General features: G+C 42.0%; 32 protein-coding genes. 22 read left to right on the top strand and 10 right to left on the bottom strand.

Annotated elements, in window-relative coordinates:
• Window positions 1-78: 78 nt before the first annotated feature.
• The 6 genes from dcuS to CQS04_RS12165 all read left to right on the top strand — a co-directional run bounded on the left by dcuS (window position 79) and on the right by CQS04_RS12165 (window position 6,578).
• Complete coding sequence (dcuS, locus tag CQS04_RS12190) at window positions 79-1,677, top strand: DcuS/MalK family sensor histidine kinase (protein ID WP_100354395.1); 1,599 nt, start codon at window positions 79-81, stop codon at window positions 1,675-1,677.
• A complete protein-coding gene (locus CQS04_RS12185; protein ID WP_100354394.1) occupies window positions 1,674-2,378 on the top strand; it encodes a response regulator in 705 nt (234 codons plus the stop codon). The genes dcuS and CQS04_RS12185 overlap by 4 nt, the downstream gene beginning before the upstream one ends.
• A gap of 150 nt (window positions 2,379-2,528) precedes the next feature.
• Complete coding sequence (locus CQS04_RS12180; protein WP_342745781.1) at window positions 2,529-3,857, top strand: 2-hydroxycarboxylate transporter family protein; 1,329 nt, start codon at window positions 2,529-2,531, stop codon at window positions 3,855-3,857.
• A 100-nt stretch (window positions 3,858-3,957) separates the two neighbouring features.
• A complete protein-coding gene (locus CQS04_RS12175; RefSeq protein ID WP_100354393.1) occupies window positions 3,958-4,878 on the top strand; it encodes a LytTR family transcriptional regulator DNA-binding domain-containing protein in 921 nt (306 codons plus the stop codon).
• A gap of 144 nt (window positions 4,879-5,022) precedes the next feature.
• The gene (locus tag CQS04_RS12170; protein WP_100354392.1) at window positions 5,023-5,874 is read left to right on the top strand and encodes an ABC transporter ATP-binding protein; all 852 of its coding nucleotides are present in this window, start codon (window positions 5,023-5,025) and stop codon (window positions 5,872-5,874) included.
• A complete protein-coding gene (locus CQS04_RS12165) occupies window positions 5,871-6,578 on the top strand; it encodes an ABC transporter permease (RefSeq protein ID WP_100354391.1) in 708 nt (235 codons plus the stop codon). The genes CQS04_RS12170 and CQS04_RS12165 overlap by 4 nt, the downstream gene beginning before the upstream one ends.
• A 41-nt stretch (window positions 6,579-6,619) precedes the next feature.
• On the opposite strand, the gene CQS04_RS12160 is transcribed toward CQS04_RS12165, so the two are convergent.
• Window positions 6,620-7,249, bottom strand: a complete 630-nt coding sequence (locus CQS04_RS12160) for a class I SAM-dependent methyltransferase (protein WP_100354390.1) — start codon at window positions 7,247-7,249, stop codon at window positions 6,620-6,622.
• Window positions 7,250-7,591: 342 nt separating this feature from the next.
• On the bottom strand, window positions 7,592-7,789 hold the full coding sequence (locus CQS04_RS13850) for a hypothetical protein (protein ID WP_165775537.1): 198 nt from the start codon (window positions 7,787-7,789) through the stop codon (window positions 7,592-7,594).
• 219 nt (window positions 7,790-8,008) lie between these two features.
• Here CQS04_RS13850 and CQS04_RS12155 point away from each other — a divergent pair, with 219 nt between their 5' ends.
• The gene (locus tag CQS04_RS12155) at window positions 8,009-8,464 is read left to right on the top strand and encodes a hypothetical protein (protein ID WP_100354389.1); all 456 of its coding nucleotides are present in this window, start codon (window positions 8,009-8,011) and stop codon (window positions 8,462-8,464) included.
• A 235-nt stretch (window positions 8,465-8,699) separates the two neighbouring features.
• Window positions 8,700-8,903, top strand: a complete 204-nt coding sequence (locus tag CQS04_RS12150; protein ID WP_100354388.1) for a hypothetical protein — start codon at window positions 8,700-8,702, stop codon at window positions 8,901-8,903.
• A 270-nt stretch (window positions 8,904-9,173) separates the two neighbouring features.
• On the opposite strand, the gene CQS04_RS12140 is transcribed toward CQS04_RS12150, so the two are convergent.
• On the bottom strand, window positions 9,174-9,722 hold the full coding sequence (locus tag CQS04_RS12140) for a GNAT family N-acetyltransferase (protein WP_100354386.1): 549 nt from the start codon (window positions 9,720-9,722) through the stop codon (window positions 9,174-9,176).
• Window positions 9,723-10,313: 591 nt separating this feature from the next.
• On the opposite strand from CQS04_RS12140, the gene CQS04_RS12125 reads away from it, so the two are divergent.
• From CQS04_RS12125 to CQS04_RS12100, 6 genes are all read left to right on the top strand, one after another.
• Window positions 10,314-11,060, top strand: a complete 747-nt coding sequence (locus tag CQS04_RS12125) for an alpha/beta hydrolase (protein WP_174688403.1) — start codon at window positions 10,314-10,316, stop codon at window positions 11,058-11,060.
• A 9-nt stretch (window positions 11,061-11,069) separates the two neighbouring features.
• A complete protein-coding gene (locus CQS04_RS12120; RefSeq protein WP_100354382.1) occupies window positions 11,070-11,276 on the top strand; it encodes a hypothetical protein in 207 nt (68 codons plus the stop codon).
• Entirely contained in the window at window positions 11,273-11,719 is a 447-nt protein-coding gene (locus CQS04_RS12115; protein ID WP_165775536.1) for an NUDIX domain-containing protein, read from the top strand. The genes CQS04_RS12120 and CQS04_RS12115 overlap by 4 nt, the downstream gene beginning before the upstream one ends.
• A gap of 33 nt (window positions 11,720-11,752) precedes the next feature.
• Window positions 11,753-12,226 (top strand): DinB family protein, encoded by a 474-nt coding sequence (locus CQS04_RS12110; protein ID WP_165775535.1) that lies wholly within the window; start codon window positions 11,753-11,755, stop codon window positions 12,224-12,226.
• Window positions 12,227-12,529, top strand: a complete 303-nt coding sequence (locus CQS04_RS12105; RefSeq protein WP_100354379.1) for a hypothetical protein — start codon at window positions 12,227-12,229, stop codon at window positions 12,527-12,529.
• Between the two features lie 78 nt (window positions 12,530-12,607).
• Window positions 12,608-12,808, top strand: coding sequence for a hypothetical protein (locus tag CQS04_RS12100; protein WP_100354378.1), 201 nt, complete (start codon window positions 12,608-12,610; stop codon window positions 12,806-12,808).
• A gap of 68 nt (window positions 12,809-12,876) precedes the next feature.
• Here the strand turns inward: CQS04_RS12100 and CQS04_RS12095 are convergent, their stop codons facing one another.
• Window positions 12,877-13,146 carry a hypothetical protein gene (locus CQS04_RS12095; RefSeq protein WP_100354377.1) on the bottom strand — a complete coding sequence of 90 codons (270 nt, stop codon included), beginning with the start codon at window positions 13,144-13,146 and terminating at the stop codon, window positions 12,877-12,879.
• Between the two features lie 147 nt (window positions 13,147-13,293).
• Between CQS04_RS12095 and CQS04_RS12090 the strand changes: the two genes are divergently transcribed.
• The 3 genes from CQS04_RS12090 to CQS04_RS12080 all read left to right on the top strand — a co-directional run bounded on the left by CQS04_RS12090 (window position 13,294) and on the right by CQS04_RS12080 (window position 16,077).
• Window positions 13,294-13,818, top strand: coding sequence for a sigma-70 family RNA polymerase sigma factor (locus CQS04_RS12090; protein WP_100354376.1), 525 nt, complete (start codon window positions 13,294-13,296; stop codon window positions 13,816-13,818).
• Entirely contained in the window at window positions 13,787-14,992 is a 1,206-nt protein-coding gene (locus CQS04_RS12085) for a hypothetical protein (RefSeq protein ID WP_100354375.1), read from the top strand. Before CQS04_RS12090 ends, CQS04_RS12085 begins: the two co-directional genes overlap by 32 nt.
• 89 nt (window positions 14,993-15,081) lie before the next feature.
• Window positions 15,082-16,077 (top strand): GTPase, encoded by a 996-nt coding sequence (locus CQS04_RS12080; protein WP_100354374.1) that lies wholly within the window; start codon window positions 15,082-15,084, stop codon window positions 16,075-16,077.
• 79 nt (window positions 16,078-16,156) lie between these two features.
• Here the strand turns inward: CQS04_RS12080 and CQS04_RS12075 are convergent, their stop codons facing one another.
• From CQS04_RS12075 to CQS04_RS12065, 3 genes are all read right to left on the bottom strand, one after another.
• A complete protein-coding gene (locus tag CQS04_RS12075; protein ID WP_100354373.1) occupies window positions 16,157-17,677 on the bottom strand; it encodes a sensor domain-containing diguanylate cyclase in 1,521 nt (506 codons plus the stop codon).
• Between the two features lie 166 nt (window positions 17,678-17,843).
• Window positions 17,844-19,514, bottom strand: coding sequence for a DUF2207 domain-containing protein (locus tag CQS04_RS12070; protein ID WP_100354372.1), 1,671 nt, complete (start codon window positions 19,512-19,514; stop codon window positions 17,844-17,846).
• A gap of 145 nt (window positions 19,515-19,659) precedes the next feature.
• Window positions 19,660-20,073, bottom strand: coding sequence for a hypothetical protein (locus CQS04_RS12065; protein WP_100354371.1), 414 nt, complete (start codon window positions 20,071-20,073; stop codon window positions 19,660-19,662).
• Window positions 20,074-20,168: 95 nt separating this feature from the next.
• On the opposite strand from CQS04_RS12065, the gene CQS04_RS12060 reads away from it, so the two are divergent.
• The 4 genes from CQS04_RS12060 (at window position 20,169) to CQS04_RS12045 (ending at window position 22,836) form a co-directional block, all read left to right on the top strand.
• Complete coding sequence (locus tag CQS04_RS12060) at window positions 20,169-20,552, top strand: hypothetical protein (RefSeq protein ID WP_100354370.1); 384 nt, start codon at window positions 20,169-20,171, stop codon at window positions 20,550-20,552.
• Window positions 20,553-20,660: 108 nt separating this feature from the next.
• Window positions 20,661-21,206: a sigma-70 family RNA polymerase sigma factor gene (locus CQS04_RS12055; protein ID WP_100354369.1), complete on the top strand. Its 546-nt coding sequence runs from the start codon at window positions 20,661-20,663 to the stop codon at window positions 21,204-21,206.
• Window positions 21,178-22,350: a signal peptidase I gene (gene lepB / locus CQS04_RS12050; protein ID WP_100354368.1), complete on the top strand. Its 1,173-nt coding sequence runs from the start codon at window positions 21,178-21,180 to the stop codon at window positions 22,348-22,350. Before CQS04_RS12055 ends, lepB begins: the two co-directional genes overlap by 29 nt.
• 141 nt (window positions 22,351-22,491) lie before the next feature.
• On the top strand, window positions 22,492-22,836 hold the full coding sequence (locus tag CQS04_RS12045) for a hypothetical protein (RefSeq protein ID WP_100354367.1): 345 nt from the start codon (window positions 22,492-22,494) through the stop codon (window positions 22,834-22,836).
• A gap of 16 nt (window positions 22,837-22,852) precedes the next feature.
• Here CQS04_RS12045 and CQS04_RS12040 read toward each other — a convergent pair whose 3' ends face one another.
• Window positions 22,853-23,224 (bottom strand): VOC family protein, encoded by a 372-nt coding sequence (locus tag CQS04_RS12040; RefSeq protein ID WP_100354366.1) that lies wholly within the window; start codon window positions 23,222-23,224, stop codon window positions 22,853-22,855.
• Between the two features lie 135 nt (window positions 23,225-23,359).
• On the opposite strand from CQS04_RS12040, the gene CQS04_RS12035 reads away from it, so the two are divergent.
• Window positions 23,360-23,818 (top strand): hypothetical protein, encoded by a 459-nt coding sequence (locus CQS04_RS12035; RefSeq protein ID WP_100354365.1) that lies wholly within the window; start codon window positions 23,360-23,362, stop codon window positions 23,816-23,818.
• A gap of 73 nt (window positions 23,819-23,891) precedes the next feature.
• Here CQS04_RS12035 and CQS04_RS12030 read toward each other — a convergent pair whose 3' ends face one another.
• Together CQS04_RS12030 and CQS04_RS12025 are read right to left on the bottom strand one after the other, a co-directional pair.
• Complete coding sequence (locus CQS04_RS12030; protein ID WP_100354364.1) at window positions 23,892-24,989, bottom strand: helix-turn-helix domain-containing protein; 1,098 nt, start codon at window positions 24,987-24,989, stop codon at window positions 23,892-23,894.
• A complete protein-coding gene (locus CQS04_RS12025; RefSeq protein ID WP_165775534.1) occupies window positions 24,974-25,516 on the bottom strand; it encodes a sigma-70 family RNA polymerase sigma factor in 543 nt (180 codons plus the stop codon). The genes CQS04_RS12030 and CQS04_RS12025 overlap by 16 nt, the downstream gene beginning before the upstream one ends.
• Window positions 25,517-25,689 lie beyond the last annotated feature (173 nt).

The following is a 25,689-nucleotide window of genomic DNA, read 5'->3' as shown; positions in this document are numbered from 1 at the left end:
TGCTACTATAAGTAAAGAATTTGTCGAGCTCTGTATTTCCCGGGAAATACATGTCGAATGAAAGGTGGGGACAAGACGATGCGAACGAGATGGAAGTTGACGACCGTGATCAGCCTATTCGTCATAGCTGTCGTAACCGTATCTCTGGTTGTAACAGATGTTCTCATCTCACGACATACGAGCGAGGAAACGCAAGAGCAACTCGAAGACAAAGCACGAATTATTTCGAGAACGGTCGCCGAGTCCAGGCTGGTTCGAGAAGAGTTGCAGACACCCGACATTGAAGAGACGATTCAAGATTATACAGCTACCATTCAACAAGCTAGTGACGTCCTATTTATCGTCGTGATGGATATGGATGGCGTGAGGCAGTCCCATCCGAATGAAGCGTTGATTGGGGAGCGCTTCGTTGGAGGTGACGAACAACGTGTCCTAAGAGGAGAAGACTATATTTCTGTCTCAGAGGGGACGCTCGGCTATTCTGTGCGTGCTTTCACCCCTGTATGGGATGACACGGGTACTCAGATTGGTGCAGTCTCCACAGGGATTTCACTAGATGCCGTTGAAGAAGCCATCAACGACAATCACCAAATGATAATTTTCGGTTCATCCATCGGGTTGTTACTCGGAATTGGTGGCGCAATCTTATTAGCTCGTTATATCAAGAGAAGTCTGTTAGGACTTGAACCCACTGAAATCGCAAGGATTTATCAAGAACGAGACCGCATGTTTCAGACGGTGCGTGAAGGCATTGTAGCGATCGATGAATCTGCTCGAATCACCTACGTGAATAAGTCGGCACGAGAAATTTTCAAACAAGCCGGCATCGATTCCAGAGAACCAGTTGGACAACTAGTTTCTTCTTATTTGCCACACTCTCGTTTAGAACAAGTTCTTGAGACCGGTGTCTCAGAGTTTGATGAACAACAGGACCTCAATGGAATCACCATCATCGTCAACCGTATTCCTATCGAAGTGAATGGACAAGTGGTCGGCGCTATCTCGACATTCCGGGATAAAACCGAAGTCAATCGACTTGCTGAACAGTTGACGGGAGTGAAACTTTACGCAGACTCGTTAAGAGCGCAGTCGCACGAATTTAAGAATAAGCTACAAGTGGTATTGGGACTTGCAGAAGTCGGGGATGTAGAAGATATGAAGCGCTATGTAAGGCAACTTGCGGAGCATCAGATTGCGGAGACGGACCGACTCACCGAAGAGATTCATGACCCTGTATTGTCTGGGTTCCTGTTAGGAAAGATCAGCAATGCAAAGGAACAAGGAGTTGCTCTCGATGTGTTTTGCGAGACGGAAATTCCGATGTTGTCGCATGGAACTATGACGCATGATTTGATTACGATCATCGGCAATCTACTTGATAATGCAATTGAAGCTGCATCGGTTCATGTAGAGGGCAGTATTACTCTCGATCTTTCCTATGTGGACGACCTCTTGGCGATAACTGTCGAAGACAATGGAAGTGGTATGGAGGAAGAACACCTTCTGAACTATTTCGAGAAAGGCCATTCTACAAAAGGCGAGAATCGAGGATATGGACTTTACTTAGTCAAGCAGAGTGTCGAGGCTTTGCAGGGAACTATAGAAGTAGAAGGTAAGCCAGGCGTCGGTACTACCATTCAAGTTGTGTTACCAGTGGAAGGAGGGAAAACGAGTTGATTCACGTACTTATTGTCGAAGACGATCCGATGGTGGCATCGCTGATTCAGCGGTATGTGGAAGCTTTAAAAGGATTTCACTGTATGGGAATCGCACGTCACCCTTCTGAAGCGCGTCCGTTACTGAATGAACATAAAATCGACCTTGTGTTGCTTGATGTCCATATGCCAGGCCAAGATGGATTGTCGTTGTTAAAAGAACTTCGTGAGCAAGACCACCCAGTCGATGTCATTCTCGTAACTGCAGCATCTGAGACGGAGCGCATACAACAAGCGCTTCGCTTTGGAGCGATTGATTACATCATCAAACCGTTTGCTTTTGAACGTCTCCATTCAGCACTAATCCGGTTTCAGAAACAGCGAAATCTATTAAGTGATTCAAAACAGAGCAATCAGCATCAAATTGATCAGTTGTTTCAGAGTTCTAGCTCTTCAATAGAAGTTATTACAGTACCTAAAGGACTGACGAAGACCACGTTAGATTTAGTGATTGAGTTGATTAGAGAAAGAGAGAATCAGCGATTTACAACAGATGAGATTGCAGAGGCAGCAGCAGTGTCGCGCGTCTCGATTCGAAAATACTTAAAGTTTTTAACAGCAGAGGGCTTTCTGCAAGAACAGTTAGAATATGGGGTGGGACGTCCTGTGTATCACTACTCCACTACGAATAAAGCGCTGCAATCTGAACTTTTTTCACTATAAACAAGTGGCTTTCTCTTTAATAGAGAAGGTCACTTTTTTTAATTACAATACTATGTTTACTTTCATAAGATTCCCCAAATGCGTGCTTGTTTGTATGCTAGACAAAAGTTTGAAAGCGTTTTCTTCAGAAAAATAAGGGGAGTGAAGACAATGACCATTGCAGCACGCAATCAAGAAGCAGTTCGTGGAAAGTCCACCATGCTGTCTCATACAGGGGATGAAAGAAAAAGTATCACAATTTTCGGCTTGCCACTCATTTGGTTCGGAGTGTTAACAGCTGTAACGCTCGTTAGTATGTACACAGGTAACTTACCAGGTGGCATGATTGGCAGCTTGTTAGTCATGATGGTGCTCGGAGAGTTACTTGGTTGGGCCGGAGATCGTTTGCCAATCGTCCGTACGTATTTAGGTGGAGGAGCTATCGTCGCCATCTTTGGAGCCGCTTATATGGTGTATGCGGATTTGATTCCAGCAGCGACGGTCACGATGATCAATGATTTCATGACAACTGGAGGCTTCCTAGACTTCTACATTGCTGCCTTGATCACAGGAAGTATTTTAGGTATGGATAAAGAGGTACTTGTAAAAGTAGGACTTAAATATTTTATCCCTATCTTCGGAGCTGTAATTGGAGCCGTAATCGTAGCGGCACTGTTCGGCATGCTGGTTGGATTCTCATTGGCGGATGCTGTACTCGTCATTGCAATGCCAATCATGGGTGGCGGAATGGGTGCTGGAGCTGTTCCGATGAGCCAGATCTATAGTGAGCTGATGGGGAATACCCCTGGATACTACATCTCGATGCTCGTTCCAGCACTTGCTTTAGGAAATGTATTTGCGATTGTTCTTGCGAGTGTTTTAAACATTATCGGTAAAAAGCGTCCGTCTCTATCGGGTAATGGACAGTTACTAAAAGGCTTTGAATTTAAAGAGAAAGAAACACCGTTTGATATTAAAAAGATGGGGATTGGTCTTGCGATTGCCATCACATTCTTTGCTCTTGGTGGTTTACTAGCAGGCCTCATCCCACTTCACGCATACGCTTTGATGATTATTGCAGTGGCCGTTGCTAAAATTGCTGGGTGGTTACCAGAGCGTGTACTTGAAGGGGCAAACCAATGGTACAAATTTGTAGCGAAGAACTGGACGTTTGCACTGTTATTCGGAATCGGGATTGCCTACACGGATCTTGAGACCGTACTTGCAGCAATGACGATCCCATATATCGTAACAGTTCTAGGTGTTGTCCTTGGTGCGGTCATCGGAGCTGGTATCGTTGGTCGTTTCGTTGGATTCTATCCAATCGAATCTGCTATCACAGCAGGACTTTGCATGGCGAACATGGGTGGTACGGGAGACGTTGCCGTGCTATCAGCAGCAAAACGTATGGAACTGATGCCGTTTGCACAGATTTCTTCTCGTCTTGGTGGGGCATTGATCTTGCTACTTGCGGGACTAATCATTCCTTTATTGTTTTAACTGATGACGACACGAGCATCTTCGGATGTTCGTGTTTTTTTGTCTGTTTTTCCATGGTAAGCTAGAGCTACTAGACGGATTCGACAAGTGAGGACAAAAAATGACACTTACTATTACACCCGTAATTGAAAAAGATAAACAGTGGATTCCCTCCTACTCCTTTCAAGAGGGAGTAACGGGAGTATTGATTGATATGAGACGTGCAGCTGTTGTGATGAAACAACTGGAGAAGTCTGCGTACGTCCATCAAGTGCGAGATGGTCATTACCCTCATCTCACTGTTCAAGAAACGTTTTCATACTATACAAAGCTTGCAGAAACAGATTGGTCTATTTCGGAACTATTAAAGACATTTGATCTTTCAGCTGAAGCACGTACAAAAGTGAAAAAATTGACGGAGACGAAGCGGAACACCCTGAATCTCATCAAACCATTCTGCGCCAAATCGGAATGGGTGGTCATCGAAGAACCCTTTCACCGGATTGAACAAGAAGATCGGTTTGTAATTGAGCAAATTATAAAAGGGGTCGTAAGACAAGGAAAATCTATTTTGTTGCTGAGCACTAGTGTGGAAGATTTGCTACCTGTAGCGGATATGATTTATAGAATGGATGAACGAGGAATCCATAAAATGGAATTCAAAGATGAAGCAGTGACCCAACAGGAAGAACCTGCTCAACTCAAAGTCAATAAGATTCAAGTAAAGCATCAAGAAAAAACACTCCTCTTCAATCCTCCTGAAGTGGATTATATTGAAAGTATCGAAGGAGCGGTGTACATAAATGTAGCGGGTGTGGCTTATTCAAGTCCGATGACTCTGACAGAATTAGAGGCTCGCTTACAGCCTTATGGGTTCTACAGGTGTCATCGATCATACATCGTGAACTTGCAAAAAGTTCGTGAACTGGTCAGTTGGACGAAAAATAGTTATAGCATCAAACTGGATGTCGAAAAAACAACAATGGTGCCTATATCTCGTGCCAAACTGACGCAGTTAAAAGAACTTCTTGGCATATCTTAATATTTCCTGGGAAATAATCTGTTCCATTCATGTCGGAAATTCCACCATTCGTCGAAATTCGGGGACTGTTCACACGAAACCAAATGCAAGCCTCTCTAAATTTTCATACACTCAGTGTAGAAAAACTTAAGGGAGGCTGTTCTGATGGATACTACCATTAAAATGGAAAAAGTGAAAAAGAGTTTTAATCGATTTGAAGCAATCCGAAATGTAGACTTAGAAATTCAATCAGGAGAGATTTTGGGACTACTTGGACCAAGTGGTGCTGGGAAATCGACCATTATCAAAATCTTAACTGGTCAATTGGAGCCTACTGTAGGCACTGTAACGATTTTTGGAGAGCCGGGCAATCAAATAAAGTTGACGCACAACAGAAAACGGTTTGGTGTGTTGACGGACAACAGTGGCCTTTATAAACGTCTTACTATAGAAGAGAATCTCAACATGTATTGCAAACTCTACGAACTTCCAGAGTCGGCAATAGACGAGGCGTTACAGTTTGTAAATTTATCCTCAAGTAAAAAGAAGAAGGTATCCGAACTCTCTCGTGGAATGATGCAACGTGTCACTCTGGCTCGTGCCATTCTGCACAAACCTGAATTGCTTTTTTTAGACGAACCTACATCAGCACTTGATCCAGTAAATACACATCATATCCATGAAGGTCTGCGGAAATTGAACGCACAAGGAACCACCATATTACTGACAACTCATGACATGTTCGAGGCGGAAGCATTGTGTGACCGAGTTGCATTTTTACATGAGGGAGAAATCAAAGAGAGTGGATCCCCAAAAGAATTGAAGGACTCGTATAGAGAGGATGTCATGGAAGTGGAACTCGTCTGCGGACAGACCCATTCACTACCTATTAATGAAATAGCGACTATAGACAAATTGAAAGAGTGGGCAAACACTCAGAGCATCCGACGCATCCACTCCAATGAACCGACGTTAGGTGACTTATTCATGCGAGTGACAGGAGGAGAATTATCATGAATGTATCCATCAAACGAATCCAAGCAATCTTTGTAAAAGATTATAAAGAGTTTTACCGCAACTACGCCATCTCTACGATGGTGCTCATGCCTCTTGCACTTGCGTTTATCTATAGCATGATGGGCGATATGGATCTACAAAGCCTCTTCATGCCGATCAATCTGACTTTTGCGATGATCACGGCCTTCATCCAGAGCTGTTTGATTGCAGAAGAGAAAGAGCACAATACATTGCGCAGCTTGCTCTTGTCTCCGGCTTCCATTGCAGATATCTTGATTGGCAAGAGCTCTCTAGTGTTTCTGATTACGGTCATCGTTCTAGGTTTATGCATGTGGATGCTTGATTTTAGACCTTCAAATCTAATGGCAATGAGTAGTGCACTGGTTCTTTCCACAGTATTCTATTTGGCTATGGGATTGATTGTAGGTCTTTATACAAAAACCGTGATGGAAGCGTCTGTAGGAATTCTTCCTGTCATGATTGTATTCTCTTTTGGGCCACTCGTATTATTGTTTGCAGATCGTTATCCGATTCTTGAAGTGTTTCAATGGCTTCCTAGTGCTCAATTGATTTTATTAGAGCAGCATAGTGCAGCTGGTACTACTTCAGACGTCATCATGAGTTTGGTAGTACTTGCGGTATGGGCAGTGGTAGGGGTTGTGATTTCAGCAATTCTGTTTAAAAAGCGAATGAGTGATGAATAGAAAAAACACGGATTCTCATGACGAGAGTCCGTGTTTTTGTGCTATCTTAATTTAATTTTGTACCAGCCTCCGCAATGAGAAGCCTGAGTATATTCCATAATAAACTCATTAGAGAGAGCACGCTCTATCTCTTCATACACAAAATAATATTCGTCGTCATCCCAATGATGAAGATTCTTCTTACGGCATTCCTCTAAAGAGTGTCGAGTGGGAAACGAAATATCTCCAATCAGCAGATGGCCATTAGGTTTTAAGAATTTCGCCAACTGCTTGAGTAGTTGGAGCTTGGCGGGATCTGTTAAGTGGTGCAATGTATACGTACTGACGATTGCATCAAAAGGGGCTCCTTGAATGAACGATGGGACGCCTTTATCAATATCCCACTGTAAAAACTGCCCGTTTGGAATATGTTGCTTTGCATGCACCAACATACTTTCTGAGAAATCGATACCTGTAATGGCGTGACCATGCTCAGCAAGTTTCGCTGCGAGAACCCCAGTACCGATTCCAATGTCTAAGACTGAACTTCCTGGATTCATTCGAATCTCTTGATAGATGGCATTTAAAATGGCTTTATACCCTGCAAAAGGATACTCATTTCGTTCTTCACTTAACTGCACAGACTGGTCGTAGCCATCTGCCCATAAATTAAATCCTTGTATTGATAACATAAGTTCCTCCAAGTAATCATGATGGATGCTTGGTCATGAGTGGAGGAGGAAAAGTGATCCAAGCACTTACTTTTCCTGAACCTCTTTACTAAATTTCATATTCAACAACCCCTCTCAGTAATTTTGAAACAGCTTCATAGTGGTAGTGTAGATAACTACTTTAAAAGACAAATGCAATAAATTGAATAGCAATAAAGGAAATAAAGAATGTCTTGACTCCAAGAATCACCCAACTAAATGGGGTCTTCTAGGAGCGCAAAATTTGTACTGCAAACCAAACCATAAAAACAAATAAACCACCTAATACTACTAGTGACAATAGAAACAAAACGACAAAAGACATTACGGGTAAGGCACCTCTGGACTCGTACTGTTAAAAGCACTTTGTTCAGCAGTAGGGGTTTGCACGTGGTTAGGGTTGGTATCATGGGCCTTTCTTGATTTGAAGCTTCCTCTACGAAGATCGACTAGTACTCCAATAGACACTAAAGCAACAATAAATCCTAGAACATACATGGCTTCCACTCCCTCCATTTTCATTAAGTATACCATTTTTCTACAATTTAAAAGGAAATTGGGAACGTTTTCTAGAAGTAGTACGTAAAGAATAGAAACTAGGATTAACTCTTGGCTCTTGCTTCATCTGAATGAAATTCAAATTGAGGAGAGATAGATATGGTGTTTTTACTGATTGCAGTTGTGTTGTTTATTATTATTGTGGTCATGGTAGACTTTACTCAAAAGAAATGAGGGATGAGGTTGTACAAGAAAATTTGGGGTATCTCTATCTTTGTTCTTTTGCTACTGGCTCCTACTGTACAAGCTCTGAGCTGGGCATATGAATTTGTAGTATATGAACATAAGTTGTATGTCGTACAAATAGATTCCACTTTGGATGACGAGACGATTGGTAAGAGAATCGGAGAGGTCAAAGTAGAAGCGAATGAGTATTCGGGAGACTATTACGGGGATGCTTCAAATATCTATCCTAAAGGAACGCCGTATTATGAAATTAAAGATACACCAATTTCAGAGGCGATTGCTGTAGAAGTGGATGGAACCTACAAATTGGCTATTTATGAAACAGATGTCCCTTTCAAACTGCAAGAGGTGTTGATGAATCCTTGGCTCTGGGCTGGAGTATTTATGATTATTTTTCTGTTTGTGATTTTTATTACTAGAGGAGTTCGTTTGAATGAACAGCAGACGAAATAAATGAGTACCTAATGAGGGATGGGGTGTTTGATTGGTTACAAGTTTGAAGAAAAATAAATTTTTGTATTCATCTATGGATTCTTAGTTGCAGTAGGCATCTTACTCATTAAGAGCTCGGATATATCAATAACAGAGGCCATTATCAGAGTGGGTTTGACCTTTGCTTTTGCTGCATTTTTTAAATGGGGCTGGGACTCGAAGACTTATGGGAAGAAACAAGAGGAGGAGAAAGTAATTGAATAAAAAATGGTATTTTATTTTAGGTTTAGTAGCGGGATTTCTAGTAACCCCACTACTTTCATTACTAGGAGTTCCAAGATTCAGTGATCTGTTAGAAACAGTATTTGGGGAGCAAAAACTATTTGCTTTTATTTTTCTAGTGAGCCTTGTTACAGTAGTAGGCTTGTTTCTATATGGCAGACGAGAAAGAACAGATTAATAACTAAAAATCCAAGCACCCCTCTAAAATGAGATGTGCTTGGATTATTTAGTTAAAAGTAATTACGAGTATCGATAGCTCTTAATATCTAAGACGTCTTCTTGATTAAATCAATCAAATAATATAAAAGTGCAATTATGAATGATAAAAGTAAAATGATGATTGTGCTAAAAGTTAGTACCCAAGTCTCTACATAATCCCCACCATCAAATATTCCAAGGAATATAAACATTAAAAATAGACTAGTGATTAATACTAGAAAAAATCTAATTATGTATTTAGACATAAGTGATCCCCTTTAAAATTGATGTTGCCCATACTTTTTAAATCCCATTTATAAATACTCTCAATTAGTAACTTCTCACCAATCTTAATTTCGATATCCTCAATATGCTTGGCTCCAAAAGCTTCATAAAAGGTTTTAGTAGGATTGTCTTTTAGTACTTCTACATAAACAGAATCATAATTTTGTTCATTGTAGTAGCGGAAGAGTTCTTGCATCAACAACTTTCCGATTCCGCGCCCTTGGTATTCTTGAAGAAGATATAAAGATGTCAAATCGGTAGAGTTGGTCTCAAGGTTGGTTGGCCGCGTGCTTGTATCCGCGAAACCAATAACTTTAGAATCATCATCTACAGCGACTAGTACATAGTTATCTACTTTATTAAGAGTCATTTCCCAAGATTCCATTCGCGTTTGATAAGAAAGATTCTCTAAAAAAGAAGTAGGGATGATTCCTTCGTAAGCAGTACGCCACGTATCCACATGAACTTTCGCAATAGCTTTTGCATCTCGAACGCTCGCTTTTCGTATGTGCATTTTATAACTTCCCTTCTTGTATCCATCCAGTTATCCGATAACTTCCCCAAACATTTACTAAAAGGAGAGAAGGAAGAACAAATAACCAGTAGGATAGGAACCCTTCTTGATGGATTGCAGTCCAGTTCCACCCAACGAATATTAAGCAAACTATCCATAAAAGATGAAGAGAGATGTTAGGTATTATCCATAGAGCTCGCTTTAAAGTCATCTGAATTTCCTCCAAATCTCTAGTTTTTTGTTTCGATTTTTTCGCGAATAGCCCTTACTTCTAAAATCAAACAGATCAACAATGAGGTGAAAACCCCAAAGTATATAGAGAATGGTAGTAAGCTCTCTGAGCCGCCTCTAGAAGAAAGCAAAATCTGACCACTCAGTGTTCCTAAGATAATACCTCCAAGTATAAACAAGCCTATTCTCATCCACATCATCCTGTCCTCCTGAGTAGAAGTTATATAGTTTCCTAATCGTACCAAAAGCAACCAGGTTCCTCTAGTCTTTTTTGGGAATATATTGTAACCGTTTTAATTGAAAGGTATGATGAAGGAAGTAGATACAATGAATATTCTTACAATTCGAGGGGGAGTAGACATGACAAACTATGAAGTGTTACAAGGAGCAGAAGCATATACATACGAAGGTGGAAAAAGAGGAGTGCTGGTTTCTCACGGATTCACTGGCACGACGCAGAGCATGCGTCCAGTTGCAGAGGCTTTTGCAGAAGCAGGGTACACCGTTTCATTGCCTCGCCTGAAAGGACATGGGACGGATCCAGAAGACATGGAAGTCTCAACTTATCAAGACTGGATTGATACGATTGAAGAAGCCTATGCCTGGCTTGCAGAACGCTGCGACACCATCTACATGACAGGTTTATCAATGGGTGGAACATTGACTCTTTATATGGCACAGCATCATCCGGATTTGAAGGCAATCTCTGTTATTAATGCAGCTATTGAAGTGCCTGCAATGGAAGGTGTGGCTCAACTTCCTTCAGACGTTCGCTTTTTAGATGCGATTGGATCAGACATCAAAAAGTCTGGAGTAGTAGAGCTTGCGTATCCGAAAACACCAGTTGCTGCTGTTAAGCAATTGCTAACATTGATGAGCGAAGTGAAAGCAGGACTGTCGAGTATTCATTGTCCGACACTCGTTCTGGTCTCACCAGAAGATCATGTTGTGCCTCCTAGCAACAGCCAAACGATTTTAGACACCATTACGTCGAAAGACAAACATTTAATTGAACTCCCTGAGAGCTATCATGTGGCCACTCTCGACAATGATCAGCAGACTATCATTGATGAGACATTGAAGTTCTTTGAGAAGCATGGGGAGTGAAGAAATACTATGAGATTATCCGGAATACTTGCAGCCTGTGGATTTTTGATTTGCGGAGCAGCAGTCCTCTATTTTGTGATGAGCTTCTTTTCAAATGATGATGGCAAGGGAACTGCTATGATTTTAAGTTTTTTAGTTTTTGTTAATGGCTTGATTGCTGTAGGAGTTGCGGAGCTTTTAAATACTAAAATAGTTAGAGAGAAAACTCTATCATGAGAAATTCAGCTAAAGCCATCATTAAACGAGGAGACCATATTTTAGTAATCAAGAAAGAGGATGCCCAAGGAGCCTATTATATTTTTCCAGGCGGTGGGCAAGAGAAGTTTGAGACTCTTGAAGAAGCCGTTCGAAGAGAATGTCTAGAAGAACTTGATGCAGCTGTCGATGTGCACGAGTTGATCTTTATTCGCGAATACATAGGGCAACATCATGAATTCGCAGAATTTGATCGTGACATCCATCAGATTGAATTTTATTTTCTTTGTACAATTAGGGAAGAACATGTGAATGGAGAGCCAAGCCAGCCGGATACGGATCAAATAGGAATGGAATGGATACCAATCCAACATATCATTGATTATAGACTATATCCTAAAGCTTTGATTCAACCAATTCAGAATGTCACTCATCATCCAGTCTATCTGGGAGATGTGAATTAAGGAATGAACTCTATAAACCCTAGATATGAATTGTTGCAACGTCTACGTAACTATGCAGAAGAAGCCATTCATTTCAAACCTTCTGCAGAAGCCTGGTCGATCTGCCAAGTGACGGATCATTGTTTGGTCGTCGCCCATGAATATCTCGATGCTGTGGAGGCTTGTGCAACAGCGGAAAGTAGAGAAGATTCTAAAACTCAATTTGGTGCCGAGTTGTTTGAAAGGGGAGGATTTCCGCCAATAAAAATTACACTACCTCCGGATATGAATCAACCCCCTAACAATAGTTTGTCTCGTGAAGAGCTTGAAGTGGAACTTGTTAACTTGAATATGCGAATGAATGAAGTGGAAAAGAAGGTGGCATCTATTCCTTCAACTAATCGAGTAAAACATGGAGGCTTTGGATGGCTGAATGCTTCGGAGTGGCACTCACTTGTGGACATGCATTTTCGTCATCATGAGCGACAACTTTCTGAACTCGACCTTCGTATGAAAGGTGGTCTTTAAATGGAATATGGGATAGTGGGCATTATTGCGGTTGTACTACTTGTGGGTCTTATCATTCAAGTGCGAAGGACACTAGCTGTGATTCAGAAGAGTAAAAGTACCTACGAATCAAACGGCAGAACTCGCCTTGGCTATACTTTAACGACTATTTTTTACACAATTTTCTTAGGAGCCTATAGTTTAAATATGTTTACGTCGGCTCAAGCGTTAGCAAGTAATGAAACGGTAGTGCAAGTCTGCTTTATCTCACTTGCACTTGTTATGATCAGCAAATTTATTGTGATCCCTCGAACGAATAACTGAAACTATATGGCGCTATACATAGTCTACTTAAGTGAATAGATGGTTTTAAACGTACATACCTAAGAAAGGGTGTTTGCCATGAAATTCGCTATTGTTTTAGGGGTGTTTGGTGCACTAATAACCATTGCTGGATTTGTCTTTCTTATCATGTCGTTTTTTTCTTATGATCCAACTGCCATTTACTACATCGTTGCCTCCATTTTCGTCACACTGAATGGATTAATCGCAGTAGGAGTAGCAAGTATACTACGGGAAGTGAAGAAGAAACACGTTGCGTAATTCATAGATAGAAAGAAAGCCTTGAACTTAACGGTTCAGGGCTTTCTTAATTAGTATTGAATTTTTCTTCAAACGTTCTTCACCTGCTGAAGTTGCTGCACGTAATATTTGATAGTAAATGCAAACAAGGCAGCAAGTAAAAACGTAATTCCGAGTCCTATTGGAATATACGTCCACGCGTTAATAGCCGCAAAAGAAGTTTCCCAAGAGCTCGAGTTCATTGGCCGACTGGTGATACTCGCAATTGTTCCCCCATTCATGCCAATCAGTAGAAAGAGGCATCCTATTCCTAAAGCACTTAGCGCAACGACATACTCTTTCATCAATTGTTTTGCCATATTCATTCCCCATTCCCTTATACTTATATATGTAAATACTTGTAATTCGAGTATACGGTAGGAAATCGAAAGTCACAATGTAATTTTTGAACCGAGAGTGAGACATGTATCGTCTAATCAGAAACAAGTGAAAAAAGAGGTGAAGCTTTGAACGCCCAAACGGATTTAGAACAAATCATTCGGCAGCACGGAGAAGAATTGCTTCGGCTTGCTTATACGTATGTCAAGAATAGACAGACCGCAGAAGATCTTGTTCAAGACGTCTTCTTAAAAGCCTTTGTAAAACAAACTGATTTTCGAGGCGATAGCCACTATAAAACCTACTTATACCGAATGGTTATGAACCGGTGCAAAGACTATTTGAGAAGTTGGCACTACCGTAAAACGATTCTGATGGAGCCGTTTCAAGGAGCTTCCAGTGGCAGACCATCAAGCGACCTGTCCGAAGACAATGCCGTACTCGGACACCAAGTGCTGGTACTACCAATCAAGTACCGCGAAGTGCTCGTATTCTATTACTATAAAGAACTTTCTATGCGAGAAATCGCAGAGTTATTGAACGTTCCCGAAAATACAGTAAAGACTAGGCTGCAACGTGGACGCAAGCAACTGAAGCTGAACTTGGAAAGGGGTGGATACGATGCGCGATTCTTCTATCAAAACGAGTATTGAAAAAGCGATTGGTGAGCAACCTTGGTTGACTGAAGAGGTCCTTCATCAAATGATTCGTCCACACTATAAACCAAATAAAGAAAAGCGAAGCCTATCGAAAGTTCTGATTCCTAGCGTGGTGACTTTCGCAATTGCACTTTTCGCATTTATCTTATGGAATACAGAAACCCAACCTGTCCAACCTGAAGTCGCTGCTTTTAATTACGAAGCCATTTCAAACGCGATTGAAGATCCACAAGTTGAAAACGCGTTTATCACCTATTTAAAATCTATCGAAAACGAGGATTACGCAAGCTTTGAGGCTGTCTCCACAACAGACCTTGTCGCTTCCCCAAAAGAAGTGTTTGAGAAGTACCAAACCATCGATTTGGACACCTTTCGTTTGATTTCCGTAACAGAAAGCCAAGGGGAACCTGTCACGTTCCTTGTCGCAGCATTTGCCTACAAAGACGCATCGAATGAAGTTCTCAAGACTTATACAGTCGATCAAGGAGATGGGACGCAGATGACCGTATCGGAAGATTTCTACGGAGAATATCCCGAGTACACACCTTTTACATTTCCAGAAACGGTCACTTTAAATTACGAGGAAATTCCGACGGTTCAAGAGATTTCTTTTCATCCGGATCTTATTGAACAACAGGCATCTGTAGGTGAAGAGGGGACCGTCTCGATTGCTGCATTTCAAGATGGGGAATTTGACGTTGTCTTTGCAACTGATCAGAAATCGTATTATTTAACTCGCTTGTCGGTTCCTGAAGTAGGGTCTCTCGATGTTCAACCCTTTATGGTGCAAGATACGGGGGAAACGGCATATATGCTCCAGGCGGAAGGATACGGCCTCATAGGCGTTTTGTTTATGGATGAAAGGATTCATTTTGTTGGAACCAGTCCAGAAGTGGTAAGTGCCAGTCAATTTGATTTAGATGGAGATGGTACAGAGGAATGGCTTCTAGATGACGAAGGCGTCCAAGTGATACGATTCGAAGACGGTGCCTTCCAAAGCGCCATACTTCAGTCAGAAATCCGAAGAGATCCTTTTCCAGATTCGGTGTTTACGTATAATTTAGATGTTCCTAGAGGAGACGTGTTCATCGAGACAACTCTTTTAGAAGGCGAAAAGAGAGTAAAGTATCATTTCAATTCAACAGAGCTGCTACAAAAAGTACAGTAAGGCACTATCAGGGAACCTTTTCCTCTGCTCTACGTAAAACAAGTAGGAACATCCACTGGATTACGAAGTGGACTAGAGGAAGGGGTAGGATGATGGAGTTTAACGAACAAGAATTCAATGACCTGTATGATAAGGAGTTGCGAGACGTTCAAGAGCAGCTCGATAACGAAATTCTCTTTGTTTTAATTGGGGACGTCAATGCGGGGAAATCTTCTACGGTGAATCAGATTATGGAAGAAGACGTAGCGTCTGTCGGAGCGCAACCAGGTGAGACGACCGCTATCAAAAAGTATGTTTACAAAGAGAAGATTGCCTTTGTGGATACACCAGGCTTAGATGACATCAACAGGGAGAACTCTGCGGAGACACTGAAATACTATAAAGAAGCGGACGTCATTCTGTTCTTCTTGAACGCAGCAGGAACGGTCTTATCAGAAGGTGAGAAGAAGTCGCTTCAAGAAGTAAGAAAAACGAATAAAGAAATCCTGCTCGTTTTAAATAAAATCGATGCTGCGGATGATATCCCAGAACTTGTCCAGTACATCAAGACGAATACAGGGAACGAGTTCAAAGTCATCCCAATCTCTTCTCGTACAGGAGAAAACATGCAGCAGTTGCGCGACGCCATCTTAGATATTTTACAGACGAAAAAAAAGGACCTACTCTTCGCCAAAGAATTAAAAGCAAAATCCGCGGTCGCTAACCGATGGATCCTCGCCACGGCAGCTTCGGCAGGAGTGGTTGGAGCGGTTCCTCTACCAGGAGCAGACATCGTCCCTCTTACAGGTCTACAAGTAGGGATGATGGTGAGACTTGCGACTCTTTACGACAAACCAATTTCTAAACAGCGAGCACGTGAGTTAGCGATTGCCACATTTACAGGTAATATCGGCAAGAGTATCTTCCGTCAAGCTGTCAAAGTAGTGCCTGGCGCAGGAGCGGCTATTGGAGGCGGAGTTGCTGCTTCTATGACGCTAGCGCTTGGCTACGGGATCAAATATACCTATGAGAACAATATTGAGTTGAATGTCGAGTTCTTAAAGAACTTCGCCGATAATTTTAAAGACAAGGATCAAGAGAGATAGTTAAAAACCATCCAGCGAAGAGTGATGGTGTCCCTATAGAAAACAGCCCTCGACTACTATAGTCTGAGGGCTGTTGCTATTAGGAGTTTTGGCGAATCCCCTTTATGAAAGAGACCGTCTCCACACGATTTCTTCCGCCTTCTTTCGCTTTATAGAGTTGCTCATCTACAGCATTGAAAAACGTATTCAAATCACAATGGTCGCAATCTAGATACCCTGCTCCAATAGATACCGTGACGGCTTGCGGTACAGGGAAGACTGCATGTTCCACTTCTCTTCGAATCCGCTCGGCAAGCGCATAAACACCCTCCATAGAAGTATCTTGAAGCACAAAACCAAATTCTTCTCCGCCAAGTCTTACAGGCAAACTGGCAGTTGGAGCAAAGGACTTTAGAATGTCCGCTAGCTTGATGATCACTTGATCGCCAATCAGATGGCCATATGTATCATTGATTGATTTGAAGCGATCGATATCAAGGATGATGAAACCAAAGATTTCATTGTTTTCTTTAATCATAGTCACCATATGATTAAATTGCCGACGATTAGCAAGGCCAGTCATGGGGTCAGTAACAGCCAATGTTTCAAGTTCCGTTACAAGATGTTGCTGATTCTGAGCAAAAGACAGGATCATTTGTTTAATATTTTCTGCCTCTCTATAGGGAGACTGGATGGACTTAGCCTCTCCAATGATTTCTCCTATAGGCTTCGAATAATCAACTGCCGAGAGACGATTTAAGGGTCTTGTGATGAACAAGATTAATCCAATTAACAATAAAAAGGCACCTATAATGAATGGTAACCCAATAAGTAAAGCGCGGTTTGCGGAAAGAGAAGCAGGAGCAAGTGCTAATTCTTCAGGAGTCATTGAAATTATACCCCAGCCACTTTCGGGTACTCTTGTGTATCCCGCATAGAAAGTCTCGCCCAAACGATTCTCTATAATGCCTTTTCCTGAGAGTCCTTTAGCTAAGTCGCGAGTAGCTTGGTTTTCATGCGCTTTTGTTCCAATCCACGCAGAGTTTCTATGGTAGATGTAATTGCCATTTCTGTCGTAAACAGCAGCCTGTTCTACATCGCTGCCGTAAGTTTGTTCAAGGAGTCGTGTCAAAAAGTTCTGTTCTTGTAACCATACGAGGCCATTGAGCATTCCGTAATATTCGCCATTCTGATAAAGGGCTGTGGATACGATGAGCATCAATTTATCATTGGTTCCTATGTAGGGTTCAGAAATAAAATCTTCTTGAAGTTCGATACCCGTTTTTACGCCATCAGAATTTACAAACTTGCCGACCAAATTCAATTCGGGATGATTGGCACGCCCTGTCCCATCTGCATTGATAATAGTGACAGAGTTGAAGTTGAAGTTTGAGTCATGCACATCTTGAACGATTTCCTTAAGCATTTGAGGATCATCCCAGTTTTCTAAAATTTTATCGTGGTGCGCATGTAAGGTATCTTGCATCATGATAAAACTATCGTTAGTTAAAGCGCTCAATTTTCGTGCGTTGGAGTAATTCTGTTCTAGAGCAGTCTCTGTCAGTGTTTCTCTGCTGACGTAGTATTCTGTGACAAAAATGACTGTAAGTGTGATGACCATGGTTAGAGTGGTTATAAAAATAATCCAAAATTTTAGAGGGAGCTTCACCAGACATCACTCGTTTCCGTTTTGTATGTAGGAAGTATGTCAAGTATACCAAAATTTGTGCTGTCGTCGAGAATGAAAATAGCCCTCGCCGTATAGCGAGGACTATCTGGTCTGAAATTTAAAAGGCGCCTGATCCGCCTCCACCGCCACCAACTCCTGCACCACCGCCAGAAGTTGCTCCTCCGCTAGCGCTGGCGCTAGTGGATGTATTTGCAGCTACAAAAATGGTGGTTAGAAAGACAGGATTCATCACGAAACTGCTATCATCTGATGAAGAAGTTGCAGCATGGAAAGCAGTAGCTTGTTTAGTAGCTGTTTTGGAATCACTACCGAGTAAATAAGCATAGGCGCGTTTTCGCTCATCTTCCGTTAAGGATTTCCACTGTTCTTCTGTTACCATAAGAAACTCTTTTTTCAAAGTTCGCCACTGGGAGCGAATCTCGTGTCCTTCTCGAGTGAGAGGAGAATAGAAGAGAGCTAAAAACAGCGTGCCCATTGCGAGCATCACGGAGCCGAATGTCCAAGGTAACAAGTCGTAGATGGCTGTGTAAATGGCGATGCCTACGAATGCTGCGGAGGCAACTCCAGCAGTCCAGCGAAGAGTAGGGTGCTTCTCATAAAAGCGGTGAGAAAGCACTTCAGCTCGGACACCCTTGTTCCATTTAGCGATGGCTTCATTGTATTCGGCGTGGTAGATGGTCTTCTGTGTAAACTCTTTAACTTGTGTAAGGGTAAACTCCTTGCCGTTTCCGATACGGTCGACGAGGAGCTTGAGCAAGGTCTCTTCATGTGCATACTGCGTGTTGCGGTCGACCAGTTCAAACTGGTCTTCAGATACTTGGCGTAAGTTTCCTTTTCGTATCAGGTCGAGAATAGCTGCTACGGTCACATGCGGTGACAAGAATGGTGAGTTGGTGAAATATAATGTTGCCGGAATACTCATCGTCTCAGCAGGTACTGTGAAACCTGAAGCATCACTTTGGACCGATTTTTTACGTCGTGCTGCACGCAACCAGAGGACTAGCACCGACAGCAGTAGAAGTGTTCCTCCTACTGTGACAGCTGGTTTTGCGATTGTACTCGCTGTTTGTTGATTTTCTGAGAACACCGCAGCTTGCTCTTGCATGCGAATGTTGTCTTCGGCCATGTCATCTCGGACTGCTCCATTTGAAGTCGAGAGGGCGGGGAACAGGTCTGCATCAAAAATCGCCCGAACGTCCCCGTTTTCTCCTTCATCGACTAAGCCGATCTCAAAAAGGGCAGTTCCATCTGCTGTGACCATTTGGGAACCAAATGCTTCTTCGTATCCCAGTGCTTCTGTGTTGGTGGATGTGCCCGGTGGCGTCACAGAAATAGTGATGTCTTGATACGCACTCTCGTTGCTTTCATCAAAGAAGGCGTAGTAGAACTGGGCCCCGTCTTCAAACTTTTCCACAACATCCGTAATAGTATAAGTTAAATCGATTGTCACGGTATCGCCGTCTTCACCAGCTCGGTAGACGCGGTACATCCCGTCCACAAATTCCGTTCGGAGAGCCTTGCCATTTTCAAACGCCTGAAAATTTTCAATCGAAGTGCCTTCTTTTTCTATCAAGCTTCTCGTAATCCCATTGAAGTCTTCTTCAAACGCATACGTGAAACGCTCTGTTACAGAAGCAGAGCCGTCTTCATTCAGCTGAGCATCAATTCGTACCGTTTCAATTTCAAAGTCGATGGCCAGCGCCTGCACAGGAAACAGACCGATAAGTGTCAAAGTCACTACTAAAGATAGTATCCAGTTTTTCTTCATACGAAATCACCTCTTAGTTACTTTACGAATAAAGTGGCGAGAAGTTTCGGAAAGTGAAAGAAATTGCTCCCAGGGAAGAATTCAGAAAGAAGTATACTCGTTCATTGAAATCTTCCCTGGGAGCTAAAATTTATGTCTCTGAAATTTATTGAACATCAGCATTGCTAAATTGAAGAGACTCGATGACAACTGCATCTCCCTCAGTCCATTGAACGTGAACAGCGACAGGGTTGTAAGATTCAAACTTTTCTATGAGGTCATCATTCGACAACTTATAGATAAGCTTTCCATCTGAAGGCAATCCATCAAATTCTTTTGAGAGTTCTCCGTCAAGTTGGATGAAGGACAACTTGTTCATTGCATCGGTTAATTGATCTGCATTTTCCCCAGTATAGGTTGCAACAAGCTTCGCATCGTCTTCGCTTTCCTCGCCATGAAGTGTGATTTCGCCTGCCCAATCTCGAATTCCAGCTTTATAAACTTGCGTTTCTTGTTCAGGCCCTCCACAACCCGAAAGTAAGAGACAAAATATCATAATTGATCCAAACCATTTTTTCATACTACCACCCCTTAACTGTATGATTATACGTATATTTACTTTTTTAGGGAATAGCATTACGATGAAAGAAATGACTTGGAGGAGTGTTGATTTAGATGAAGCCATTCAAGATGCTTACACTCATTGCACTTGCCTTAACTCTTGCTGGCCTGTTTTTCGAATGGGTCCAAATCGAATTTGTAAGTGGGAATGGGCTGAACCACTGGTCCGGTATTTATATGCTGCTATTGACGCCGATTGCGCTGTACATGGTCTTTAAAGAAATCAGCCCGAAAGCGGTCCTCCTTATCTTGTTTGCGCTGCCTCTATTCGCCATCACACAGTTCATTTTCTTCGCAGAGATCTTGAACATCTCTAGTTGGGATATCCGTTTTAGCCTAGAAGTGGTTCAAATCGGATTCTTCATCTCTCTACTCGCTGGAGTAGTGGCTTTGATTAGTTACGGTGTGCATTATTTCCAAACTAGAAAACTGGCATGACACAGACCCCAGGGAGCCGATTCCTGGGGTTAAAAAATTTTCAAAATAAATGAAACGATAATGAATCCAGCTCCGTCTACAAGCAACTAGAAAAAGTGAGGTGAAGAAGTGGCTCCGGTACATACGAAAATACAACGGCTCGAACTCGCAATGGAAGAGCATGGGGAAATGCTGATGCGCCTTGCGATGACCTATGTCAAAGACAGGCAAATAGCTGAAGACATCACGCAAGATGTTTTTGTAAAAGCCTTTGAGAAACTTGAGGACTACAGGGGGGAAGCTTCCTACAAGAACTATCTTTGCAAACTGACCATCAACCGCTGCCAAGACTATTTCAGAAGTTGGCACTATAAAAACGCACAGGTCATTCAGTGGTGGGATCGCATCTTGCAACCAACCCCTTCACTCGATAGTGTATTGATGAAACAAGATGCTTCACATGAACTAGGGCAAGCAATCCTAGCTCTGCCAATCCGTTACCGAGAAGCCATCGTGTTGTATTATTACCAAGAGTTTTCAGTAGAAGAGATTGCCACGTTACTTGAGACGCCCGCAAATACCGTGAAGACCCGATTGAAACGCGCGCGCGACCGATTGAAAATCATGTTAGAAGAGGAGGAGTTCGATGGACAAGCAAATCAAACAGGCCCTTGATCATCAACTCGGAGAAGAGCCGCTGTTTCATGAGTGGCAGAAGCGAGAGATTCGCAAACGAGTATCTTCGAATTCGACGCACAAACCACACAGGTCTCGACTGCTTATTGTAGTTCCTGTTGCCGTATTCTTTCTGCTCCTAGCAGGTGGCTATCTGTTCTCGCAATTGGCGACTCCAACATCGTCGACTCAGACCGCGCAGCAGACTCCTATCGAACCGGCTCCTGAGATTCCTGTAGTGACTGCTGATGAGGATGATTTATTGATTGAGTGGGCACAAGACAACATGGATAGAGGAAACCATGACTACATCACTATCAATAAAGCCCCCCTTGTAGTGGATCCAAATACTAAAGAATGGTCCCAAGGAGACGTTGTGTACTACACACAACCTCAGGTGGGAGAAGAGCCGCCTTCTATGAGCATCGGGCGAATAATTGGCCTGCCTGGAAGCACGGTCGAAATCATTGACGGCCAAGTCTATTTAGATGGCGAGCCGGTCAACACCTTCTATGGGCAAGCAAGAACTTTAGGTCTCACTGAGGAAGAGTATTTTGAGAAGGTCAATGCAGAAAACGTGGATATACAAAGTATGAAAGAGTATTTCGCCACCTCGATGGAAAAGGTCACAGTACCACAAAATAGTTACTTCATTTTATCGGATATGTGGTGGAGAGGTACGGATAGTAAAGAGTTTGGACCGGTGGAAGCAGACGCCTTACTAGGGAAAGTAGAAGGTTATGCGGAAGCGGGGAGTTTTACTAAAGCTTCTAAACAAACGTTTGCAGAAGTGTTTCCTCAAATCAATTTTGAGGAGGTTAGTTTAGTAAACATTACTAGGTTAGGAAATGGTTCGGGGCAGGTTCAGTTTGATCCCGAAAAGTCCTCTCATGAACTGAGCGAAAGTGAGATAGAGGAACTGCTCCCAGTACTTACTTCGCACAAGCTAACAGAGTCACAGATTCAAGATGACACGGGACTTCAATTCACTTATCAAGTCGTAATCTTTACAAAGGAACAAGAATTGTTCCTGGTATTGAATGAAGATCTCTTGCATCCGAATATGACGACGCTATTTTATAACTCAGAATCAACTGAGCTCTACACGTATATTGATGAATTTATGAAATCGAAAGGCAAGTAGTGGTTCATTTGTTCCTAGGGAATATTTCAAAGTATGAAGTTAACTTCATAATGAATTCTTCCCTGGGAACTTTGTTTTATATGCATCCTTAATTTACCTTTTTCGTCCTGATCAATAAGTCGTATTTTAGGAGCCTTACATATGAAATCTACATTGTACTTTTCCACTCTATTTAAGAAAAAACATATACCAATCCTTATTATCACGGCCGCACTTCTATTCTTTGGTTTACCACTTTGGTTCTGGCTTCCCTTTTTCACAATCAGAGGCCCTGAAATCTGGAGTAATTTATTTTTAATTGGAATCGTGACGGCAACTCTTGTTACTTTGATTCTTTTACCGTTGCAGTTTACAGTAGTTTCAAAACAAGAATATGAAAAATCTGTAAGGCGCCGAATAATTTCTAGATTTTCACTTCGCTTTTTTCTAGGTTTTTCAACCGTGTATTTTATTTTGTTGGTTAGCTATAGTCTTTCCAATGGTTGAAAGATAAGAGGAGCTTTTACCAGTGCACTTGAAGTTTGTTGCCACTAGGATCATAGAAGTGAAAGTACAGGTGGCCGTCATCTTCCTGAATCGGTTCGACTTTCACATTCTGCTCGATTAGATGAGCATGAAATTTACGGATTTCAGTGCTGCTAAACCCGATAGCGAACTCGTCTTCACCATCTTTCTTAAAATGCGAAAAAGTTTCATCTAAAGTCTGAATTAGGACGAGCAGAAAAGGTCCTTCACCAACTTTAAAAACAGCGCGGTCCTCTTTTTGATCTACTTTCTTAAAGCCAAGGGTTTCTGCATACCAATTCGTAGATACGGCTAGTTCTTTTACAGGTATTCGGATGTAGTGGACTTGCTCAATGAACGAGGGACTCATGGAATTCTCTCCTTGTATAAACGGTATACTTCATAGTTCAATGTTTGGGATCACATTTCCTTTAATTTGAAACCAATCTTTCGTTTCAATTGTATATAAAATATAAACAAGTGGATGACGCAGGGGGATAAAACTATGCAGGAAAAAGGACAACTAATAAGATGGGTTCCTCTAGAGGGGGAAGTGTTTGATCGATTTATGAAGCCGATGTATTTGGAGAATCTCGAATTTGATGGAGAATTACGGCTGACTGTAGGTCCTGAGAACAACCGTTATCAATTCGTTTACGAGCGAACGGAGAGGTTCTTTTTTCCGATTCGAGCGCACCGCATACATTTAGAAGTTGTTCGTCATGATTTAGAGGAGCGTATTGGAGATATTATCGGAAATTTAAAAGTGTCAGGTCAACCACTCTCCAAATACAATCATACGTTTTTCAAAGTCTCTAACTCTTCTTACCTAGAGGAGTATTTGAAGATAGACGACTCCATTCCGGAGTTTGAAATCGCTGCGCTCGAGCACCACCTGTATATCACAGACGATTACTTTATCGATGTGTTGGCGAATGTGCAGCCGACAATCAAGAAGCTGTAGACAAATTAGCTCCCAGGGAAGATTTCAATTAAGAAGATAACTTCTTCATTGAAATGTTCCCTGGGAACTTTTTTCATTCAATCTCTCGAGCTATTCGAATTACTTCTACCATGTCATTCATGCGCATTTCTGCATTTTCAAGGTTTTCGTGATAGGCATCAATGTTAGTGCTGTTTAATACTTCCTGATACAAAGCAATTGTCTCATCAAGCCAGCTAGTTAGTTCCTTATGGCTTTGCTGATAATTTCGCAATTGATTTAACTGAGGAAGAAGCATAGTTTCGATGGCATACTTTTCATGCGATACTCCGCTAGATTCTAAAGTATCTGTAGGACCATAATTTGTAGTATTGGCATTTTGATCTTCAATGATGGTAGTAAGTCTTCCCATAAACATTCCAATAAACTGTCCCTCAGTAGGGGCAGGCGGAGATTCACCAGAAGGGTAGCTTTTGGACTTGAAGAATCCTGTGTTTCTATCAAATTGGTATCCATTCTCATAAGTTCCTGAAGCCCCAATCTGTCCATCAGTAGGTAATTTGTATTCATGAAGAATTTTGCCAATAGAATCGTAAGGAGCTTCTAGTTCTTCAAGAAGTTCTTCGGTAGTTGGCTCAATCTTAGCGGCTTCCTCAATGTACTGCTGCGTTACATAAACATTGCCACTCGCATCTTCAAACATTCTTGGAGCTGTCTGAGTCAAAGTGAAAACCAAGTTTCCATCACTATAAATGGAGAACAAGGAATCTTCACGCACAACGGTAATTTTTGAATACGTCGTTTCGCTAGCCTGTTCTGAAGACGCACCATCCGGGTCCGTCCAAGGTCGAACCGCGCTCATCATTGGATCAGTAAAGATAGTCAAGTTCCCATCCATAAATTGTAGCGAGTCTCCAGAATTCGTTTGCCCTTGAAGCATCATTCCTTCAAAAATATGCGTCTCAGGAGGAGGTTCGGGAGCCGCTGACTGCTCGTTTTGTAGCCAAGTGCTCAGGCCAATCAGTATAACAAGAAAGAGTGCTGCAACAGCTACAAACGGGGCAATTGGAAAGGAGCGTTTTTTCTTATTCAGTGCTTCACGAACAGCTTGTTTGTTGGTGCTATCAAACGCTGCATCTTTGAATGCAGTTGCATCCATAGCGGCTTTCAATGACTTTAATTCGTTCTCCATAACTCTTCCACTCCTTTCAACCTCACTTGCAGTACGGATTTCGCACGACGCAATCGACTGTGTAATGTGGCTTCTTTTACGTTCAAAATCTCGCTGATCTCCGGAACTGTCAGCTCTTCGTAATAAAACAGGAAAATGACTTCTCGGTACTCTTGTTTTAATGCGAGAACGACCTGACTCAGTTGCTCGTTAAATTGCTGTTGCTCCATGACTAGGTCTAGCGATATTGTAGTCTTCTCGGTTTTAGAAGACTCTAGTCCAGTCACACGTCGAAACCAAGACGAATTTAAATAATCCTTTGACTGATTGATTGTCAATCGAATCAACCAGGCCTTCATAGAGTAGATTTTTTCTCGACTTTCGTACTGCGGGTACACCTTCACGAAAACATCCTGCACCACGTCTTGCGCTGTTGACCAGCTTTTCACATATGTATAAGCAAGCTTTGTCATTTCAAGTCCGTACTCGTCCATAAGGGCGTCGTGCCACTTGTGTTGGGACGGTACATCATTCCTCGATTCTTCCATGCATTCCACCTCTTTACATATATAACGATTGAAGACGGCAAATACTTTCATTTTTTTGAAAAAAACTGAAGCGACTTTTATCAGGTAGGAAATTCATCATAAATGAAGGATTTGGGAACTATTTCAAGAACTAGTACGTAAAGAAGAGAACTATCAGATAGTACGAGAGGAGT

Origin of the sequence: Chryseomicrobium excrementi, from assembly GCF_002798305.1 — a bacterium.
Lineage (GTDB): Bacteria > Bacillota > Bacilli > Bacillales_A > Planococcaceae > Chryseomicrobium > Chryseomicrobium excrementi.
The sequence above is the reverse complement of the archived record's forward strand: the minus strand, read 5'-3'. Positions and strand labels throughout refer to the sequence as shown.

Coding starts and splice junctions, on each gene's coding strand:
- CQS04_RS12085 (WP_100354375.1), top strand. CDS start 13,787: ATGCGCGATTCTTCTATCAAAACGAGTATTGAAAAAGCGATTGGTGAG.
- CQS04_RS12060 (WP_100354370.1), top strand. CDS start 20,169: ATGAAGCCATTCAAGATGCTTACACTCATTGCACTTGCCTTAACTCTT.
- dcuS (WP_100354395.1), top strand. CDS start 79: ATGCGAACGAGATGGAAGTTGACGACCGTGATCAGCCTATTCGTCATA.
- CQS04_RS12075 (WP_100354373.1), bottom strand. CDS start 17,677: ATGGTCATCACACTTACAGTCATTTTTGTCACAGAATACTACGTCAGC.
- CQS04_RS12160 (WP_100354390.1), bottom strand. CDS start 7,249: ATGTTATCAATACAAGGATTTAATTTATGGGCAGATGGCTACGACCAG.
- CQS04_RS12120 (WP_100354382.1), top strand. CDS start 11,070: ATGAGATTATCCGGAATACTTGCAGCCTGTGGATTTTTGATTTGCGGA.
- CQS04_RS12080 (WP_100354374.1), top strand. CDS start 15,082: ATGATGGAGTTTAACGAACAAGAATTCAATGACCTGTATGATAAGGAG.
- CQS04_RS12025 (WP_165775534.1), bottom strand. CDS start 25,516: ATGGAAGAATCGAGGAATGATGTACCGTCCCAACACAAGTGGCACGAC.
- CQS04_RS12140 (WP_100354386.1), bottom strand. CDS start 9,722: ATGCACATACGAAAAGCGAGCGTTCGAGATGCAAAAGCTATTGCGAAA.
- CQS04_RS12065 (WP_100354371.1), bottom strand. CDS start 20,073: ATGAAAAAATGGTTTGGATCAATTATGATATTTTGTCTCTTACTTTCG.
- CQS04_RS12045 (WP_100354367.1), top strand. CDS start 22,492: ATGAAATCTACATTGTACTTTTCCACTCTATTTAAGAAAAAACATATA.
- CQS04_RS12115 (WP_165775536.1), top strand. CDS start 11,273: ATGAGAAATTCAGCTAAAGCCATCATTAAACGAGGAGACCATATTTTA.
- CQS04_RS12165 (WP_100354391.1), top strand. CDS start 5,871: ATGAATGTATCCATCAAACGAATCCAAGCAATCTTTGTAAAAGATTAT.
- CQS04_RS12105 (WP_100354379.1), top strand. CDS start 12,227: ATGGAATATGGGATAGTGGGCATTATTGCGGTTGTACTACTTGTGGGT.
- CQS04_RS12070 (WP_100354372.1), bottom strand. CDS start 19,514: ATGAAGAAAAACTGGATACTATCTTTAGTAGTGACTTTGACACTTATC.
- CQS04_RS12125 (WP_174688403.1), top strand. CDS start 10,314: ATGACAAACTATGAAGTGTTACAAGGAGCAGAAGCATATACATACGAA.
- CQS04_RS13850 (WP_165775537.1), bottom strand. CDS start 7,789: ATGAAAATGGAGGGAGTGGAAGCCATGTATGTTCTAGGATTTATTGTT.
- CQS04_RS12180 (WP_342745781.1), top strand. CDS start 2,529: ATGACCATTGCAGCACGCAATCAAGAAGCAGTTCGTGGAAAGTCCACC.
- CQS04_RS12035 (WP_100354365.1), top strand. CDS start 23,360: ATGCAGGAAAAAGGACAACTAATAAGATGGGTTCCTCTAGAGGGGGAA.
- CQS04_RS12095 (WP_100354377.1), bottom strand. CDS start 13,146: ATGGCAAAACAATTGATGAAAGAGTATGTCGTTGCGCTAAGTGCTTTA.
- CQS04_RS12030 (WP_100354364.1), bottom strand. CDS start 24,989: ATGGAGAACGAATTAAAGTCATTGAAAGCCGCTATGGATGCAACTGCA.
- CQS04_RS12100 (WP_100354378.1), top strand. CDS start 12,608: ATGAAATTCGCTATTGTTTTAGGGGTGTTTGGTGCACTAATAACCATT.
- CQS04_RS12040 (WP_100354366.1), bottom strand. CDS start 23,224: ATGAGTCCCTCGTTCATTGAGCAAGTCCACTACATCCGAATACCTGTA.
- CQS04_RS12170 (WP_100354392.1), top strand. CDS start 5,023: ATGGATACTACCATTAAAATGGAAAAAGTGAAAAAGAGTTTTAATCGA.
- CQS04_RS12175 (WP_100354393.1), top strand. CDS start 3,958: ATGACACTTACTATTACACCCGTAATTGAAAAAGATAAACAGTGGATT.
- lepB (WP_100354368.1), top strand. CDS start 21,178: ATGGACAAGCAAATCAAACAGGCCCTTGATCATCAACTCGGAGAAGAG.